The following is a 17302-nucleotide window of genomic DNA, read 5'->3' as shown; positions in this document are numbered from 1 at the left end:
GATACTATCAGGCAATCACCGCATATAACTGTTCGGCTCGATTAAACATGATCCAAGAAGTGGCAATATATTTGTCACCACTCACAGGTTTATTTCCCCGATGTGAATGAGTAAATCCCGCAGGCGCGATCACCATAGTGCCTTTTTTGGGGGAGATTTTACGCTGTTGATAATAAAATTCGGTTTCGCCGCCCTCTTCCACATCATTTAAATAAAACATATAGAGCACGACGCGATGCAGAGCTTCATTGTGGCCATTCTGCGGGAATTGCTCCGAATGCCAATGGGGATAACCGCCTTTATTTTGCTGATACTTTTGAATATTAATACTGCCACTGCGATACAAATACTTCACTAAGCCATCGGCCCTAGGCGCACCCAGCGTCGCAAAATTAGTCGGAGTTAGCGTTACAGGTTGGCCCTGCTCATCACTCACTGACACAGCAACCGCACCCATTAATGCCATTGAATATTTTGTAAAATAATCTACCGCGCCCTTTAAGGTATAACCTAAGAGTTCGTTTCTAATGGGCTGCAGGTCGACGAAACTATCTAAGGTCAAATCGCGGCTGATCTTCTTCTCCAGATCGACGCCATTGCCCGTGTGTCCATCAACAACGCCAGCATGTTGCTCAAATGCCAGAATGAGACGGTCACACAAGTCATTCGGCAACGCATTAGGGTATACTTCAATAAAGTCCATACTTCCTCAATGGAGTGGCTACTTTCTAGGCTTACTATGCTGACATGTTAGTTAAGTAATTGTAAAGCAGCATCATTGAGATAAAATAACCCACATTACGCTTCACGATAACAAGAATATGAAAAAAAGCTGTAAAGTTTCAGTCCATCAACTTCAAGTCGGCAACTTTGTGCGTTTGCCCGTGGCTTGGAAAGATCATCCCTTTTTATTCAGTAGCTTTCATATTAAACAAGCTGCGCAAATCGAGTTGATTAAAAATCTGGGCATCGAACATGTCATCGTCGATTTAGAACGCAGCGACGTCGCCCCGATACATGCTGATGCGGTCAACCCTATCAAATTGCCGCCAAGTGCTGAAATCAATGTGCTTAAAAACGACATGGATCAATACAAGGCTGAGCAAATCGAAGTACAAAAAAAATTACGCCGTGACATTAATAAAACTGAGCAAAATTTTACCCGCTCAGTAGCCATGATGCGCAGCCTCATCTCTAAGCTACGTAATCGCCCCTTAAATGCGGTCGATGACGCTAAAGATTTGGTCCACACCATAGTCGAACAGCTGCTCAACTCAGATAACTTAGTGCTGCATTTGATGAGTGATGCTAAGCAGGATGAAAGCATTTACTACCACTCCTTGAATGTTGCGATCCTCTCTATGCTGATCGCCAAAGAAATGGAATGGGATAGAAGTGAAATCGAAACGGTCGGTCTCAGTGCCCTTTTCCACGACGTGGGTAAATTAAAAATCCCACCACAAATTCTAAAAAAATCGGCACCTTGGTCAGCACCAGAGCTTAATTTTATCAAACAGCATCCATTACTTGGGATTGAACTGCTCAAATTAGCCGATAATTTTCCCCAAGCAGCCTTACCTGCAATCACCAATCACCACGAGTTTCTCGATGGCAGTGGTTATCCCAAAGGCCTAAAGGAAGAGGCTCTCGATAAGGTATCGCAACTGATTGCGGTAGTGAACGAATATGACTCCTTGTGTTACCCAAGCCAACAGGGCAAAGCCAGAATGCCCTACGCCGCACTGGGGCATTTGTATAAGCAATACAAAACTAAGCTAAATCAAGAGTATATTGGCAAGATGATCAAGATGCTGGGCATTTATCCCCCCGGCAGTGTGGTGGAATTATCCAGCGGTCAATATGCCATGGTGATGTCGGTTAACTTAACTAAACTGCTATGCCCTAAGATATTGGTTTACGATGCGTTAGTTCCTAAAGACCAAGCACCTATCGTTGATTTAGAGATTGAAGGGATCAGCATAGTGCGCTGCTTACCACCTGCGGCGCTTCCTGAAAAAGTCCACGAGTATTTGAATCCGCGCGAGCGAGTGAGTTACTACTTTGCCGGCGATAGTCGTAAGTAATTGATTAAGAAACTGGCTTAACGATTATGCCTAACGAGCTTCACTCATTTAAGCAAAGTCATCGAGTCTCACTCATTGAATAAAAGTCATTGAATGAACGTAGTTAAATGGCAGTGATAAAAATAAGGGTCGAATATTGCATTCGACCCTTATTTTAAATTCGAGAAAACCAACACAGCTAGCGCCAGACTTATAACCAATGCTTACGTTTAAAGAAGAAGTAAGTACCTGCGGCACTGGCTAACATCATCACAATCGCCATAGGGTAACCGTATTGCCACTCAAGCTCAGGCATGCTGGTAAAGTTCATCCCATAACTACTGGCAATCAAGGTCGGTGGTAGAAACACCACAGCGGCAACCGAGAAGATTTTAATGATTTTGTTCTGCTGCAGACCACTGAAACCCATGGCCGCATCGAGCAGAAAGTTTAACTTATCGAAAATAAACTGACTGTGGGGCATCAGCGACTCGATATCCGACAACATTTCCCGCAAGTCCTTTAAATGTTCATCGGATAACTGGCCACGATAATAACGCTGCATATAACGCAGTGAGCGCTGAGTATCGAGCAAACTTAATCGGATTTTACCATTAGAGTCTTCTTGCAGAGTGATGAGTTTAAATACATCGTCAAGTTCATCGTTATCAAATACTTGCTCACCGACATTTTCAAGTACAGTGTAAACGTCTTCAATTAAGTCAGATAAATAATCCACTTTCAGATTAAATAATTCGAGAAACAATTCCTGCGGTGTCGATACTTCTAACCGCCCTAAACGCAAATAGTTACGCAGCAAACGGATAAGACCTACGTCTTCTTCACGAATTGTCAGTAAAAAATTGCTACGAAGGTTGAAGGACACGTTAACGCCGCGCACATCTTGGCCGACACGCTGTGGGAATAACGAATTAATATGCAAGCCGTCACTGTTTTGATAAAAACGTGCAGAGGCCTCAATTTCATTGATATCTTCTTCGTCAGGCACTTCTTCAACGGAAAAATGACTTAACCACTCTCGCTCCTCATCATCGGGTTTATACAGATCTAACCAAATGGTCGACGCGGGAATACTGTCCAGTATGCCGAGCTCTGTCACAGTAAGGTGACGATTATCATAGACATAAGCAGTAATCATTTGTCCTCCTGAAAAAAAACTTAAGTTAACGATTCCACTTAAGTGCAGGCTAAAAAATTGTCGCTAGTTTACCGCATAAGTTGGCAATGAAAAGGCGTGCAAGGTAATTTAGTAAAATAAATATGCCTTAATCGGTTTCGATAATTGCCAACCGTTCTTGGGTCGAAAAGCGAATATGGATGCCATCGATAGTGACCATTTTCGAGTCTGAGATATCCCCTTTTCGCACACGATACTCGCCGTTATTGTCGGCATTCGGTGACACAATTCTCACAGTGACAATTCTATGCTGATCGCGCCAATACCAAACACTGTAACTCAGCAGGCTAAATCCAATCACTACAAACACACCCGTCAACAGGTATCGACGCCACAGCGGTTCACTAAAACGCTTTGAACTGAGATTAACAGCCTGAGGTTCAATCTGACGCTTGCGTTTCACCAGCAAAAACCAAGCGCCAGCAATAACTAAGACTGTTAGTAAAATTTTAATGAGCATGGCTCTTTCCTCTGATAAACGTCCGCTTGTGCTTAATGGTCTCGATCAAGTCAGCAGCAATCTTGCATTAGCCCTTCAATGCCACACAAGTTAGCGCATTATACGCAGACTTATGTGGATAAACTGTCTTTGGGATCAAGCTTAAAGTACACAGTCAAATAGATAAGGCGAATGTAAGAGCCACACACATGCACATAGACAAAGCAGAACGTTAAACAGAGTACAACAGACTTATGACAGGGCGAAAACACTGCGGGACCCATGCCTAAAATTGATAGCTACAGATCACAATACTCAACATAAGTAAGTACCTGACATTAAAAATCTTCAAATCCCTTCGCCATCCGCTGAATTTGTGCCAAAGGAACGCCGTGGCGATTACGTTTGGCGCATTCCTGCTGATGAGCCAGACTGTTTGGTTCACCCACAAGCACAATTCTAACTTGATAACCTAAGGCTTTTGCCGCCGCTTCATAGGCCATGTATTCCCAGTGGCACAGATTGGTATTATCACAAATCACCACAGGCTCGCTTGAAGAAAGTGCCTGAATAAACCCCGTCAAATTACATTGATGAAACTCAGGTAATTTCTTGGCATCGAAACGGTATTCATCTTCATGGTAGAAAAAACTATCAGTCGAAAATACGCCACGTTGCCGCACGCCAATGGCTTTTTCTAAAGGAAGGGAAAGAATGTAAGTTTCAACCCAGTGTGACTTACCACTGCCCGGTAAGCCACGCATTATAATCGCAACTTTTTCGCTCATGTGTTCGACTCACTGCCAATCACTCGACCCGCTAAAATGGTATCAACCAACTGAGGCACTAACTCCCCCGCTTTTCCTGTGAGGTGATATTGAAACTGACTGTGTCTATCGGGTGCCATCATATTCACTTCGACTGTTTGAGCCCCATGATGGTTAGCTGTATCCACAAAGCCCGCGGCAGGATACACAGTGCCAGAGGTGCCAATGGCGATAAACAAGTCACAGTTATCGAGCGCATCGTGAATTCGATCCATCCCTAAGGGCATTTCACCAAACCACACCACATGGGGGCGTAAACGCTGAGCCGGAATACAACAAGTACAGCAATTATCGATACCAAAGGGCTCACGTAAAATAAAGGTCTGACGTGAGCGCGGACAACGGCCTTTGGATAATTCACCGTGCATATGCAATAGACGGCGCGAGCCCGCACGCTCATGCAGATCATCAATATTTTGTGTGATGATAAGTAATTGACCTTTAAACTCCGCTTCCAACTTTGCCAAGGCCACATGCGCTGTATTGGGTTCAACCGTGCCACTGTGCAGTTGCAACCAACGACTATTGTAAAATCGCTCTACCAATTCAGCATCACGTTCATACCCTTCTGGTGTAGCAACGTCTTCAATATGATGCTCTTCCCACAGACCATCTTGATCGCGAAAGGTGCGTAAACCCGACTCAGCTGAGATCCCTGCGCCGGTTAACACCACAATTTGCTGGTACATGCCGATTCCTTATTATTTTATTTATTTGAATTATTCTCACTGACTTTGGCAGCCGTGAATATTATTCCTTGGTATAACCATACAAAAACTATGCTTGAATTGCCGCAAAATATTGTGATTTAACGCCTATTGACACAATTTATCTGCATATCGCCCTAGAAAGCCAGAACAAAGGTTTAAGTTTTCAACCTGAGCACCTATAATGGCAAACACTATCCACGGATGAACCTATTGGTTCTGCAATCAAGAGATTAGCAATGACAGATGGAAATCAAGCGCTAAAAAAAGCGGGTTTGAAAATTACCCTGCCACGAGTCAAGATCCTAGAACTGATGCAAGGACCTGAAAACCAACATATCAGTGCAGAAGATTTGTACAAGAAGCTGCTCGATATCGGTGAAGAAATTGGTCTAGCCACCGTCTACCGTGTGTTAAACCAATTTGATGATGCAGGTATTGTCAGTCGCCATCATTTTGAGAGCGGTAAAGCCGTTTTCGAACTATCGACTCAGCATCATCATGATCACTTAGTTTGCCTCTCGTGTGGCAAAGTGATTGAGTTTTCAGATGAAGTCATCGAACGTCGTCAAGATGAAATTGCCATGAAACACAATATTAAGCTGACTAATCACAGCTTATATTTGTACGGCACTTGCACCAACGATACCTGTGAGCATAACGACGCCTAAGTCGGCCATTGTGTTTATAAAGAATTAAGCAAAAAACCAGCCTAAGGCTGGTTTTTTATTGGATGATGTTTACGGGCAAACCGCTATAACACCTTGGCGTAGATATTCACTTTATGGCCCATAAACTCATTTTGCTCACGCCAATGCATGCCCACACGCTTAGCCACGCCTTCAGAACCGAGATTCCCTGCTAAGATAAGTGCAATCGTCTGATCAATACCAAAACGTTTAAATTCGGCTAATGCAGCAAATGCGGCCTCAGTACCAATTCCTGTTCCCCAATACTCAGGGAAATAACGATAACCCAGTTCGACTTCGCTGAATTCTGGAATAAATTTCGGACCACAAAAACCAATCACCCGCTTATCAGCTTTATGCTCTACCGCCCAACGACCAAAACCATGTTGCAGATAATCGACTTGGATCACTTTGTGAAACAACTCAACCGCCTGCTCGCGAGCTGTAAATGCCGCGGTGGGAATGTATTTCAGCATCGCGGGATTACTGTTCATCAAATAAAGCGCTTCACAATCTTGCTCAGTAAATGGTCGAATAATTAACCGTTCAGTTTGGGTTATCATCTTTGCTCCTTCAAAAATGGCACTTAAAAATCAACCAATGGTTCGCTTAAAGTGCACTGGCGTAACGTCAACGACACTACGCCAATACCTCAAGCTTAACGGTGGAAATCACCACTGCGTTCAGGTTGATACAGGATTTCCTCAATACGCACTTTTACCATAGAACCACCCGGACCTGGCCATTCAATTTCATCACCTTGAGAGAGCCCTAATAATGCGCTGCCCACCGGCGCCAAAATAGAAATCGTGCCCGCGCCGTTCACGTCTTTTGGATACACTAAACGTAAACAGAAAGTCTCATTACTGGATGAAACGCTAAACTTCACTTCTGAATTCATGGTCACCACATTCGCGGGCACCTGTGATGCAGGCACAATATCGGCTCTGTCTAATTCAGCCTCCAATGCCGCTTTGCCCGGAAACGCATTTGCCGGCAGTGACTCCAATAATCGCTCTAGTCTTTCTAAGTCGATTTCCGAAATAATGATTTTAGGTGTTTTCACAGTTTTTCCCTCGTAAAAAATGTGATGTTTAAGCCGTTACTGTGGCTAACATCGACTCTGTTGCTTACCCTCCCCCAATGCGGTAAGCCCCATAAAACAAATACGCTCGCAACGATAGACTGCAACCGTGTTAAATAAATTTGAGTTCAAGATTTTTTTGCAGAACAGCACTGAAGCCATAAGCACTTAGCTCATGGTTAATGGCTCTACTCACATTATCCTCGCCAATGACACAAACGAGCGCGTAGTAGAGAAGCATCAATCTAACCCGTAGAAGCAAAAATATCTAGTCTTCATGGTGTTAGCTCAATCCCATTCCTGTCATTTACTGCGATTCGCTGCCGAAACTACAGCCAATAAAAAAGGCGCCTTAGGCGCCTTTTATATTCGAAAGGTTAGCTTACCAACCTGTACGAATACGCAGCGCTTTGCCGATATCAGCAAGCGAGCGGACAGTTGTCACGCCCGCTGCTTCTAATGCAGCAAATTTGTCTTCTGCAGTACCTTTACCGCCAGCGATAATCGCGCCAGCATGGCCCATACGCTTACCTGCAGGTGCAGTGACACCCGCAATATAAGACACAACAGGCTTAGTCACGTGTGCTTTAATGAAAGCCGCCGCATCTTCCTCAGCGTTACCACCGATTTCACCGATCATAACGATCGCTTCAGTCTGTGGATCGTTTTGGAACATTTCCAGTACATCAATGAAGCTAGTACCTGGAATTGGGTCACCACCAATACCTACGCAAGTAGATTGGCCGAAACCTTCATCCGTTGTTTGCTTAACCGCTTCATAAGTCAGAGTACCTGAACGAGAAACGATGCCCACTTTGCCTTTTAAGTGGATGTGACCTGGCATAATGCCGATCTTACATTCACCTGGGGTGATAACACCTGGGCAGTTAGGGCCGATCATGCGAACGCCAGTTTCTTCAAGCTTCACTTTAACTTGCAGCATGTCCAGTGTAGGAATGCCTTCAGTGATACAAACGATAAGCTCGATTCCACCGTCGATAGCTTCAAGAATGGCATCCTTACAGAACGGAGCCGGAACATAGATCACAGAAGCAGTCGCACCAGTCGCAGCCACAGCGTCTTTCACAGTGTTGAACACTGGCAGACCTAAGTGAGTTTGACCACCTTTACCAGGAGACACACCGCCCACCATTTGCGTACCGTAATCGATAGCTTGTTGTGAGTGGAATGTACCTTGACCGCCAGTGAAACCTTGGCAAATTACCTTGGTATCTTTATTGATTAAGACAGACATTATTTGCCCTCCGCAGCTTTAACTACTTGCTCAGCCGCGTCAGTTAGACTGGTAGCTGCAATGATATCTAGACCTGATTTAGCTAATACTTCACGGCCAAGTTCAGCGTTAGTACCTTCTAAACGAACCACAACAGGTACTTTAACGCCCACTTCTTTAACAGCGCCGATAATACCTTCTGCGATCATGTCACAACGTACGATACCGCCGAAAATGTTAACCAGAACCGCTTTCACATTGCTGTCAGACAGAATGATTTTGAATGCTTCTGCTACACGTTCTTTCGTCGCGCCGCCGCCTACGTCTAAGAAGTTCGCTGGCTTGCCACCGTGCAAGTTAACGATATCCATAGTACCCATCGCAAGACCAGCACCGTTCACCATACAGCCAACGTTACCGTCTAATGCAACATAGTTCAGCTCGAACTTAGCAGCGTGAGCTTCGCGGGCATCATCCTGTGATGGATCGTGCATGCCTTTGATTTTTGGTTGACGGTAAAGTGCGTTACCGTCGATACCGATTTTACCGTCTAGACAGTGTAGGTTGCCTTCAGTGGTAATAACCAGTGGGTTGATTTCAAGCAATGCGAAATCATGATCAACGAACATAGTCGCCAGACCCATGAAAATCTTAGTGAACTGCTTCATTTGAGTTGGGTTTAAACCTAACTTGAAGCCAAGATCACGTGCTTGATAACCTTGTGGGCCAGTCAAAGGATCTATGATTGCAGTGTGGATGAGTTCTGGCGTTTCTTCTGCCACTTTCTCAATTTCAACACCACCTTCAGTCGACGCCATGAACACAACGCGACGAGTCGCGCGGTCAACAACGGCACCTAAGTACAGTTCGTTAGCGATGTCGGTACAGCTTTCTACTAAAATTTTAGCAACCGGCTGGCCTTTCTCATCAGTTTGATAAGTCACCAGATTTTTGCCTAACCAGTGTTCGGCAAAGGCTCTGATTTCTTCTTTATCGCCAGTGACTTTAACGCCACCTGCTTTACCGCGGCCGCCTGCGTGTACTTGACACTTAACAACCCATAAATTTCCGCCAATATGGCCTGCCGCTTCTACAGCTTCTTGGGCTGTATCACATGCAAAACCTTCTGACACTGGTAAACCATATTCGGCAAATAAGGATTTTGCCTGATACTCATGCAAATTCATGATGATCTATCCGTATACTTCTAATCAAATCCAACTGGCCCGTTTGGGCCAGTCACGAGGGTATGTCTGGCTATTTCTTTAAGCGCAATCTCTTATCGAGTTGTGTTACAGATCAAGCAGCAGACGAGTTGGGTCTTCTAGGAAGTCTTTAATCGCAACCAAGAAACCAACAGACTCACGGCCATCAACAATACGATGGTCATATGAGAGTGCTAGGTACATCATGGGCAGGATTTCAACCTGACCATTGACTGCCATTGGGCGATCTTTAATGGCATGCATGCCTAAAATCGCACTTTGTGGCAGGTTAAGGATCGGTGTAGACATCAGTGAACCGAAAACACCACCGTTAGTCACAGTGAAGTTACCGCCAGTCATGTCAGCCACAGTCAGCTTACCGTCACGGCCTTTAAGGGCTAAGTCACGAACTGCTTTTTCGATTTCAGCTAAGTTCATGGTATCAGTGTCACGTAACACTGGTGTTACCAGACCACGTGGTGTTGATACTGCGATGCTGATGTCGAAATAGTTGTGATAGACGATATCATCGCCATCAATAGACGCGTTGACTTCTGGGAAACGTTTCAGCGCTTCAGTCACGGCTTTGATGTAGAAAGACATAAAGCCTAAACGGATACCGTGGCGCTTTTCAAAGATATCTTGGTATTGCTTACGGATATCCATGATTGGCTTCATGTTCACTTCGTTAAACGTCGTGAGCATAGCGGTAGAGTTTTTCGCTTCTAACAAGCGGTTTGCGATTGTCTTACGCAGACGTGTCATTGGCACGCGCTTCTCGCTACGGCCAGCCGCTAACGGAGCTACAGCAGGTGCTGCTGGCGCCGCAGCTTTAGGGGCAGACTTAACAAAGGCTTCAACGTCTTCTTTCGTAATACGACCACCCACACCAGTGCCTTTTACTTTGCTGGCATCAACATTGTGCTCTGCCAGTAAACGGCGAACAGATGGGCTTAACGCATCACTGCTTTCATCGCTGGTTTCAGCTGCAGGCGTTGCCGCTTCAGCTTGTGCTTTAGTGACTTCTTTGCCCGATACAGCACCGGCGATAAATTTAGCGATCACTTGTTCACCCAGAACAGTGGCGCCTTCTTCAAATAAGAACTCGCCAATGTGGCCATCTTCTGGCGCAACCACTTCAAGAACCACTTTATCGGTTTCAATATCAACCAGGTTTTGATCACGAGAAACTTGCTCGCCCACTTTCACATGCCAAGTGGCAATCGTGGCATCGGCAACAGATTCTGGTAGTACGGGTACCTTGATTTCGATACTCATGAAAAACTATCCTTTTATAAAATGTCTATTACTACAGTGTGATTGTAAGTTTCAGGGCACTGTTCACTAAAGATTCTTGCTGATGTGTGTGCAACTCAGGGTAACCACACGCTGGTGCAGCTGACGCTTCACGACCAGCATAAGTTAACTGTGCACCTGCAGGAACCGCGGCCCAGAAATGGTGTTGACTAGAGTACCAAGCACCTTGGTTCTGTGGCTCTTCCTGACACCAAACAAAATCTTTCACATGTTGGTAATCAGCCAAAGCAACGATCATTTCATCATGTGGGAACGGATATAACTGTTCGACACGGATTAACGCTACGTTAGTGATATTTTCTTTACGACGTTTTTCCAGCAGTTCGAAGTAAACCTTACCACTGCAGAAGACAACTCGGTCAACCTTGCTTGCTTCCAACGTATCGATTTCACCGATCACATTTTGGAAACTGCCATTGGCTAATTCTTCCAAGCTTGAAACCGCTAATGGATGACGTAGTAATGACTTAGGCGACATAACGATAAGTGGACGACGCATAGGACGCACCACTTGGCGGCGCAACATATGGTAGACCTGTGCAGGTGTTGAAGGCACACACACTTGCATATTGTGGTTAGCACACATCTGCAAGAAACGCTCTAAACGGGCGCTTGAATGCTCAGGGCCTTGACCTTCATAGCCATGGGGTAACAGCATAGTCAGACCACATAAACGGCCCCACTTCTGCTCACCCGATGACAAGAACTGATCGATTACCACTTGGGCACAGTTAGCAAAGTCACCAAACTGCGCTTCCCAAATAGTCAATCCGCCGGGTTCTGCTGTGGCATAACCATACTCAAACGCCAGTACTGAGGCTTCAGATAATACTGAGTCAGTAATATCAATTGGGCCTTGTTCATCAGCAATATTGCGCAGTGGCATGTATGTCGTGCCATCGTTTTGATTGTGCAATACAGCATGACGATGGAAGAAAGTACCGCGGCCAGAATCCTGACCCGTAATACGTACACGCTTGTTGTCTTCCAGAATTGAGGCATAAGCCAGCGTTTCTGCAAAACCCCAATCGAGTGGCTTCTCGCCTTTTGCCATCGCTAAACGGTCGCTATAAATCTTAGCAACCCGTGATTGCAATGGATGACTTTCAGGTACATAGCTCAGTTTGTCAGCCAGACTTTGTAAACGCTCAGCCGACATAGAGGCTTGATACGCTTCGTCCCACTCACGACCGATATACGGAGTCCAGTCAACAGAATGCAGCGTCATTGGGCGCCATTCTTTAACCACACAATCACCTTGATCTAATGCATCACGGTAATTATTGATAAGACCAGTCACATCATCAGCAGCGATCACGTTTTCAGCGATTAGCTTGTCTGCATAAATCTTACGTGGCGTTGGGTGTTTCTTGATCTTGGCATACATCAGCGGCTGAGTTGCACTTGGCTCATCGGCTTCGTTATGACCATGACGGCGATAACACACCAATTCAACCACCACATCACGTTTGAACTCGTTACGATAATCAACGGCTAACTGCGACACAAAAGCAACGGCTTCGGGATCATCAGAGTTAACGTGGAAAATCGGTGCCTGAACCATCTTAGCGATGTCAGTACAGTATTCAGTCGAACGAGTATCCGCATGGTTAGAGGTCGTGAAGCCCACTTGGTTGTTCACTACGATGCGAATACTGCCGCCGACTTTAAAGCCACGGGTTTGAGACATGTTGAATGTCTCTTGTACTATCCCTTGACCTGCAATTGCAGAGTCACCGTGGATAGTAATAGGCATGACTTGTAAGCCATCCTTACAACCGCGACGGTCTTGACGGGCACGTACAGAACCAATGACCACAGGGTTAACGATTTCAAGGTGCGATGGGTTGAAGGCCAGTGCTAAATGCACATTGCCGCCCGGCGTTTCGAAATCAGAGGAGAAACCTTGGTGGTACTTAACGTCACCCGAACCGTGGGTATCAGCATGCTTACCTGCGAACTCGTCAAACAGTTCAGCTGGACGCTTACCTAATACGTTCACTAACACGTTCAGACGACCACGGTGAGCCATACCGACGACGATTTCTTTCGTACCTGCTTCACCTGCACGATAAATAATTTCGCGCATCATAGGCACTAACGCATCACCGCCTTCTAACGAGAAACGTTTCGCACCAGGGAATTTAGCACCTAAGTATTTTTCAATACCTTCTGCGGCGTTAAGGCCTTCAAGAATGCGTGTCTTAACACTTTTATCGTAGTTAGCTTTACCTAAGGAAGGTTCGAGACGTTGTTGGATCCAGCGTTTCTCATCGGTATCGGTAATGTGCATATATTCAGCACCGATAGAACCACAGTAGGTGGCTTTCAGCGCTTTTACCAAATCCGCGAGCTTCATGGTTTCGCCACCATGAGCAAAAGAACCTGTATTAAACTCACGTTCCATGTCTTCTTTAGTCAAGCCGTGGAAGGCAGGATCTAAATCAGCTACGGGTTCACGTTTCCACAGTTCGAGGGGATCAAGATTAGCACCTTGGTGACCACGGAAACGATGGGCGTTAATTAATTGCAGGACTTTAACTTGTTTAGCATCCATTTCAGGATCCGTCACACGAGCTGAGCTCTTATGGCGACCTTCTAACGCTAAACTGCGAAAATAATCACGTACTTTTGAGTGAGCAGCTTCAGGCGCATCAACAGAGGCACCGTTCACAGGAGGGAGATTATCAAATACCGCACGCCAATCATCAGCGACTGACTGTGGGTCTTCTTGATAGGCTTCATACATCTCTTCTACGTAGGTCGAATTTGCACCACTTAAGTGAGATGATTCGAGCCAGGCTTTCATGATGCCTTGGTGCATTTCTATTCCTTTCAAACTTTATACACGTGCTTAGCCATAGTATTAAATATGCAGTCTGTAGAGATTACCTTCGACGCATAATTTCTGCCGCCCCTAGATGTCCAGATATACGGCGCGTTGTCTTCCATTACATACGCAAAAGAGTCACCTTCTGCTACCAGAAAGTGACTCTTCAAGAGCTATATTATTATTGGTTTCAGCTCGGGTTCTCGCATTACACTGCTCGCTTCAACAGCATGGACTTAATATGACCAATTGCTTTAGTCGGATTAAGACCTTTTGGACACACGTCAACGCAGTTCATGATGCCATGGCAACGGAACACGCTATAGGCGTCGTCCAGCTCAGATAAACGTTCTTCTGTAGCTGTATCGCGACTGTCGATCAAGAAACGATATGCGTGAAGCAGACCGCTTGGACCGATAAACTTATCAGGATTCCACCAGAATGATGGGCAAGCCGTAGAACAACAGGCACACATGATACATTCGTACAAACCATCTAAATGAGCACGCTCTTCAGGGGATTGTAAGTGTTCACGAGCAGGTTGTTTCTCATCATTGATGAGGTAAGGCTTGATCTTCTCATACTGCTTATAGAACTGAGTTAAATCAACAACTAAGTCACGAACAACTGGCATACCTGGTAATGGACGTATTTCTAATTTCTTGCCTTTAAAGGTTGAAATTGGGGTAATACACGCCAGACCATTCTTACCATTCATGTTCACGCCGTCTGAACCACACACGCCTTCACGGCATGAGCGACGGAATGACAAAGTCGGATCTTGCTCTTTCAACTTGATCAGTGCATCGAGCACCATCATGTCAGAGCCTTCAGCCACTTCTAAGCTGTAATCCTGCATATACGGTTTAGTATCTACGTCAGGATTGTAGCGATAAACTGCAAATGTCAATTTCATCTTTGCAACTCCTAGTAGGTACGTTTCTTCGGTGGGAATGCTTCACGTAACTTAGGTGCCATGTTCACTGCACGACGATCCATCGTTTCAGTGATTGGGTCAAATAAGCTGTGGCATAACCAGTTCTCATCATCACGCTCTAAATAATCTTCACGTGAGTGAGCACCGCGACTTTCGGTACGGAAGTTAGCCGCATAAGCCGTGGCGATTGCCGTTGCCATCAAGTTATCTAACTCTAAACATTCAATACGTTGAGTATTGAATTCACGAGAGTTATCAGACAATTTAGCATTTGCAAGACGTTCACGAATCACTTTCAACTGCTCTAACCCTTCAGCCATAGCATCGCCACGACGGAATACAGAGAAGTTTAATTGCATACACAGTTGCAAATCCTTACGGATTTGCGCTGGATCTTCGCCATCTTTGTTGCTTTCCCAACGATTCAGACGAGCCAGAGAGGCTTGAATATCCGCATCGCTAGCATCTTTTGGATCGTCAGTCTCATCCAAAGCTTTACCTAAATGCTGACCCGCTGCGCGACCAAAGACCACTAAGTCAAGCAGTGAGTTACCACCTAAACGGTTTGCACCATGTACAGATACACAGGCAATCTCACCCACAGCGAACAGACCAATAACATCTTGTTCAGTGCCGTCTTCATTCTTACGAATAACTTGACCACTGACCTTAGTTGGCAGACCACCCATCATATAGTGACACGTTGGTAGTACTGGAATTGGACCATCGGCTGGATCGATATGGGCAAAGGTACGAGACAATTCACACACGCCTGGTAAACGTGCTTCTAATGTTTCTTTACCTAAGTGATCAAGCTTCAGTAAACAGTGTGGGCCTAATGGACCGTCTAAACCACGACCTTCGCGGATTTCAGTCATCATTGAACGTGCTACCACGTCACGTGATGCCAAATCTTTCGCGTTAGGGGCATAACGCTCCATGAAACGCTCGCCGTCTTTGTTCAGCAGATAACCGCCTTCACCACGACAACCTTCAGTCACAAGTACACCCGCGCCGGCGATGCCAGTTGGGTGGAATTGCCACATTTCCATGTCTTGCATTTGCACGCCAGCACGCATTGCCATACCGACGCCGTCACCGGTGTTGATATGCGCGTTAGTGGTCGAAGCGTAAATACGCCCTGCTCCACCTGTCGCTAGAATCGTTGCCTTGGCTTTGAAATAAACGATATCGCCTGTTTCAATTTCAATCGCAGTACAACCCACAACGGCGCCATCATCGTTTTTAACGAGATCTAATGCATACCATTCTGAGAAGACTTGCGTCTTATGCTTAACGTTTTGTTGGTATAAACAGTGAAGCAAAGCATGACCAGTACGGTCGGCAGCTGCCGCAGTACGCGCAGCCTGCTCGCCACCAAAGTTCTTAGATTGACCACCAAATGGACGTTGGTAAATCGTACCATTTTCGAAACGAGAGAAAGGCAAACCCATTTGCTCAAGTTCAATCACGGCTTCAGGACCGGTTTTACACATGAACTCGATCGCTTCTTGGTCACCGATAAAATCGGAACCTTTCACGGTATCGTACATGTGTTGTTCCCAATGATCTTCATGGGCGTTACCTAACGCAACAGTGATACCACCCTGCGCAGATACGGTATGAGAACGAGTTGGAAATACTTTTGATAAAAGCGCACAGCTTTTACCTTCTTTGGAAATCTGCAGCGCTGCACGCATACCAGCGCCACCGGCACCGATCACTACAGCATCAAATTCGCGTACTGGAATACTCACTTAGACACCCCACACAATAACAATGCCGGCCGCTAAATAACAAAAAACGGTAACGACAAAGGTGAACTGTAAAACACCACGTAACGACGTGCACTTGACGTAATCTGTCAGCACTTGCCATACACCAATCCAAGCATGTACTAATAAGGCTACCAGCGTCAGAAGTGTAAACACTTTCATTGGCAGAGCACTAAATAGGCCATGCCAGACGTCGTAGGTGAGAGGGGAACTACATGCAATAAAGCCAACCAAGAAAATGGTGTAACAGGCGAGGATCACTGCACTAGCGCGTAGTAGAATATAGTCATGAACACCACTGCGTCCAAAACTTGCTGCATTGGTTACCATACCCAGATCCCCGCTATGATTGAAAAGGCTACCGTTAAGGCAAATACAGCTTTCGCTGATGCGGCACCCGATGACAATTCTTCCCAACGACCGGTATCCATTACTAAGTGGCGCAGGCCACCAAACAAGTGATACGCCAGTGCAGTCATAATGCCCCACAGGATAAACTTCATCACGAAGTTATCGAATAGAGACTGTACGCCAGCGAAACTTTCAGCTGATGCTAAAGATGAATTTAGCAACCAAATGAGAATGCCAACTGCGAACAGCATGATGACACCGGAAACACGGTGAAGAATTGACACAATCGCTGTTGCAGGAAAGCGAATGGTCTGCAGATCTAAATGGACAGGTCTTTGCTTTTTCACGTTCTGCTCACTCAGCTCCATTGAGCATTTTTTTTGTTATGTGAACCGCTTTTGTACAAACTTTAAACTGGGATGTGAATCACGGCAAAAGTAAACACAAAAGCAAAGTTTAAACAAACAGTTAACTATCTGAGCACGCACTCATTTAACATGTAAACAGAGGGTGCTTTATAATCGTTGTTTGCGGCCCTTATTGGGCGAGGCAAGTATACTCGCGGCAAATGTCAAATACAAACATCACAGAATGCAAATTATGTTTTTTTGACGAATTTTTACTGTAAGTGCCAGTTCCGCATGGG

17 protein-coding genes are annotated in these 17302 nt (G+C 45.5%); 2 read left to right on the top strand and 15 right to left on the bottom strand.

Annotated elements, in window-relative coordinates; genetic code table 11:
* Window positions 1-7: 7 nt before the first annotated feature.
* Entirely contained in the window at window positions 8-703 is a 696-nt protein-coding gene (locus AAA952_RS02665; RefSeq protein WP_131523317.1) for a 2OG-Fe(II) oxygenase, read from the bottom strand.
* Window positions 704-821: 118 nt separating this feature from the next.
* On the opposite strand from AAA952_RS02665, the gene AAA952_RS02660 reads away from it, so the two are divergent.
* Window positions 822-2084 carry an HD-GYP domain-containing protein gene (locus AAA952_RS02660; protein ID WP_338254151.1) on the top strand — a complete coding sequence of 421 codons (1263 nt, stop codon included), beginning with the start codon at window positions 822-824 and terminating at the stop codon, window positions 2082-2084.
* A 190-nt stretch (window positions 2085-2274) separates the two neighbouring features.
* Here AAA952_RS02660 and corA read toward each other — a convergent pair whose 3' ends face one another.
* The 4 genes from corA to cobB form a co-directional block, all read right to left on the bottom strand.
* A complete protein-coding gene (gene corA, locus AAA952_RS02655; protein WP_028759710.1) occupies window positions 2275-3222 on the bottom strand; it encodes a magnesium/cobalt transporter CorA in 948 nt (315 codons plus the stop codon).
* 127 nt (window positions 3223-3349) lie between these two features.
* Window positions 3350-3721 carry a hypothetical protein gene (locus AAA952_RS02650; RefSeq protein ID WP_028759709.1) on the bottom strand — a complete coding sequence of 124 codons (372 nt, stop codon included), beginning with the start codon at window positions 3719-3721 and terminating at the stop codon, window positions 3350-3352.
* A 317-nt stretch (window positions 3722-4038) separates the two neighbouring features.
* Entirely contained in the window at window positions 4039-4488 is a 450-nt protein-coding gene (locus tag AAA952_RS02645) for an ATP-binding protein (RefSeq protein WP_263177227.1), read from the bottom strand.
* A complete protein-coding gene (cobB, locus tag AAA952_RS02640) occupies window positions 4485-5216 on the bottom strand; it encodes a Sir2 family NAD+-dependent deacetylase (protein ID WP_338254145.1) in 732 nt (243 codons plus the stop codon). The genes AAA952_RS02645 and cobB overlap by 4 nt, the downstream gene beginning before the upstream one ends.
* A gap of 257 nt (window positions 5217-5473) precedes the next feature.
* Between cobB and fur the strand changes: the two genes are divergently transcribed.
* Window positions 5474-5905 carry a ferric iron uptake transcriptional regulator gene (fur, locus tag AAA952_RS02635; RefSeq protein WP_028759706.1) on the top strand — a complete coding sequence of 144 codons (432 nt, stop codon included), beginning with the start codon at window positions 5474-5476 and terminating at the stop codon, window positions 5903-5905.
* 83 nt (window positions 5906-5988) lie between these two features.
* On the opposite strand, the gene AAA952_RS02630 is transcribed toward fur, so the two are convergent.
* From AAA952_RS02630 to sdhC, 10 genes are all read right to left on the bottom strand, one after another.
* On the bottom strand, window positions 5989-6486 hold the full coding sequence (locus AAA952_RS02630) for a GNAT family N-acetyltransferase (RefSeq protein ID WP_198572330.1): 498 nt from the start codon (window positions 6484-6486) through the stop codon (window positions 5989-5991).
* Between the two features lie 95 nt (window positions 6487-6581).
* On the bottom strand, window positions 6582-6989 hold the full coding sequence (gene rnk, locus AAA952_RS02625; protein ID WP_028759704.1) for a nucleoside diphosphate kinase regulator: 408 nt from the start codon (window positions 6987-6989) through the stop codon (window positions 6582-6584).
* A gap of 400 nt (window positions 6990-7389) precedes the next feature.
* Window positions 7390-8262, bottom strand: a complete 873-nt coding sequence (sucD, locus tag AAA952_RS02620) for a succinate--CoA ligase subunit alpha (protein WP_028759703.1) — start codon at window positions 8260-8262, stop codon at window positions 7390-7392.
* Window positions 8262-9428 (bottom strand): ADP-forming succinate--CoA ligase subunit beta, encoded by a 1167-nt coding sequence (gene sucC, locus AAA952_RS02615; protein WP_006081976.1) that lies wholly within the window; start codon window positions 9426-9428, stop codon window positions 8262-8264. Before sucC ends, sucD begins: the two co-directional genes overlap by 1 nt.
* A 105-nt stretch (window positions 9429-9533) precedes the next feature.
* On the bottom strand, window positions 9534-10724 hold the full coding sequence (gene odhB / locus AAA952_RS02610) for a 2-oxoglutarate dehydrogenase complex dihydrolipoyllysine-residue succinyltransferase (RefSeq protein WP_006081977.1): 1191 nt from the start codon (window positions 10722-10724) through the stop codon (window positions 9534-9536).
* A gap of 31 nt (window positions 10725-10755) precedes the next feature.
* The gene (sucA, locus tag AAA952_RS02605; protein WP_263171970.1) at window positions 10756-13587 is read right to left on the bottom strand and encodes a 2-oxoglutarate dehydrogenase E1 component; all 2832 of its coding nucleotides are present in this window, start codon (window positions 13585-13587) and stop codon (window positions 10756-10758) included.
* 214 nt (window positions 13588-13801) lie between these two features.
* Window positions 13802-14509: a succinate dehydrogenase iron-sulfur subunit gene (locus tag AAA952_RS02600; RefSeq protein WP_028759701.1), complete on the bottom strand. Its 708-nt coding sequence runs from the start codon at window positions 14507-14509 to the stop codon at window positions 13802-13804.
* Window positions 14510-14520: 11 nt separating this feature from the next.
* Window positions 14521-16287 carry a succinate dehydrogenase flavoprotein subunit gene (gene sdhA / locus AAA952_RS02595; RefSeq protein WP_011847025.1) on the bottom strand — a complete coding sequence of 589 codons (1767 nt, stop codon included), beginning with the start codon at window positions 16285-16287 and terminating at the stop codon, window positions 14521-14523.
* Entirely contained in the window at window positions 16288-16635 is a 348-nt protein-coding gene (gene sdhD, locus AAA952_RS02590) for a succinate dehydrogenase, hydrophobic membrane anchor protein (RefSeq protein WP_028759700.1), read from the bottom strand.
* A complete protein-coding gene (sdhC, locus tag AAA952_RS02585) occupies window positions 16629-17024 on the bottom strand; it encodes a succinate dehydrogenase, cytochrome b556 subunit (RefSeq protein WP_012089416.1) in 396 nt (131 codons plus the stop codon). Before sdhC ends, sdhD begins: the two co-directional genes overlap by 7 nt.
* Window positions 17025-17302: the final 278 nt, after the last annotated feature.

The sequence above is a fragment of the Shewanella sp. M-Br genome (assembly GCF_036245925.1).
Lineage (GTDB): Bacteria > Pseudomonadota > Gammaproteobacteria > Enterobacterales > Shewanellaceae > Shewanella > Shewanella oncorhynchi.
Note: the sequence above shows the minus strand (reverse complement) of the source record. Positions and strands in the feature narration are given on the sequence as shown.

Bases quoted from the DNA above. Each gene is read 5' to 3' on its own strand.
- sucD (WP_028759703.1), bottom strand. From the start codon at position 8,262: ATGTCTGTCTTAATCAATAAAGATACCAAGGTAATTTGCCAAGGTTTC.
- AAA952_RS02645 (WP_263177227.1), bottom strand. From the start codon at position 4,488: ATGAGCGAAAAAGTTGCGATTATAATGCGTGGCTTACCGGGCAGTGGT.
- odhB (WP_006081977.1), bottom strand. From the start codon at position 10,724: ATGAGTATCGAAATCAAGGTACCCGTACTACCAGAATCTGTTGCCGAT.
- sdhD (WP_028759700.1), bottom strand. From the start codon at position 16,635: ATGGTAACCAATGCAGCAAGTTTTGGACGCAGTGGTGTTCATGACTAT.
- cobB (WP_338254145.1), bottom strand. From the start codon at position 5,216: ATGTACCAGCAAATTGTGGTGTTAACCGGCGCAGGGATCTCAGCTGAG.
- sucA (WP_263171970.1), bottom strand. From the start codon at position 13,587: ATGCACCAAGGCATCATGAAAGCCTGGCTCGAATCATCTCACTTAAGT.
- AAA952_RS02665 (WP_131523317.1), bottom strand. From the start codon at position 703: ATGGACTTTATTGAAGTATACCCTAATGCGTTGCCGAATGACTTGTGT.
- corA (WP_028759710.1), bottom strand. From the start codon at position 3,222: ATGATTACTGCTTATGTCTATGATAATCGTCACCTTACTGTGACAGAG.
- AAA952_RS02600 (WP_028759701.1), bottom strand. From the start codon at position 14,509: ATGAAATTGACATTTGCAGTTTATCGCTACAATCCTGACGTAGATACT.
- AAA952_RS02630 (WP_198572330.1), bottom strand. From the start codon at position 6,486: ATGATAACCCAAACTGAACGGTTAATTATTCGACCATTTACTGAGCAA.
- AAA952_RS02660 (WP_338254151.1), top strand. From the start codon at position 822: ATGAAAAAAAGCTGTAAAGTTTCAGTCCATCAACTTCAAGTCGGCAAC.
- AAA952_RS02650 (WP_028759709.1), bottom strand. From the start codon at position 3,721: ATGCTCATTAAAATTTTACTAACAGTCTTAGTTATTGCTGGCGCTTGG.
- sdhC (WP_012089416.1), bottom strand. From the start codon at position 17,024: ATGGAGCTGAGTGAGCAGAACGTGAAAAAGCAAAGACCTGTCCATTTA.
- sucC (WP_006081976.1), bottom strand. From the start codon at position 9,428: ATGAATTTGCATGAGTATCAGGCAAAATCCTTATTTGCCGAATATGGT.
- fur (WP_028759706.1), top strand. From the start codon at position 5,474: ATGACAGATGGAAATCAAGCGCTAAAAAAAGCGGGTTTGAAAATTACC.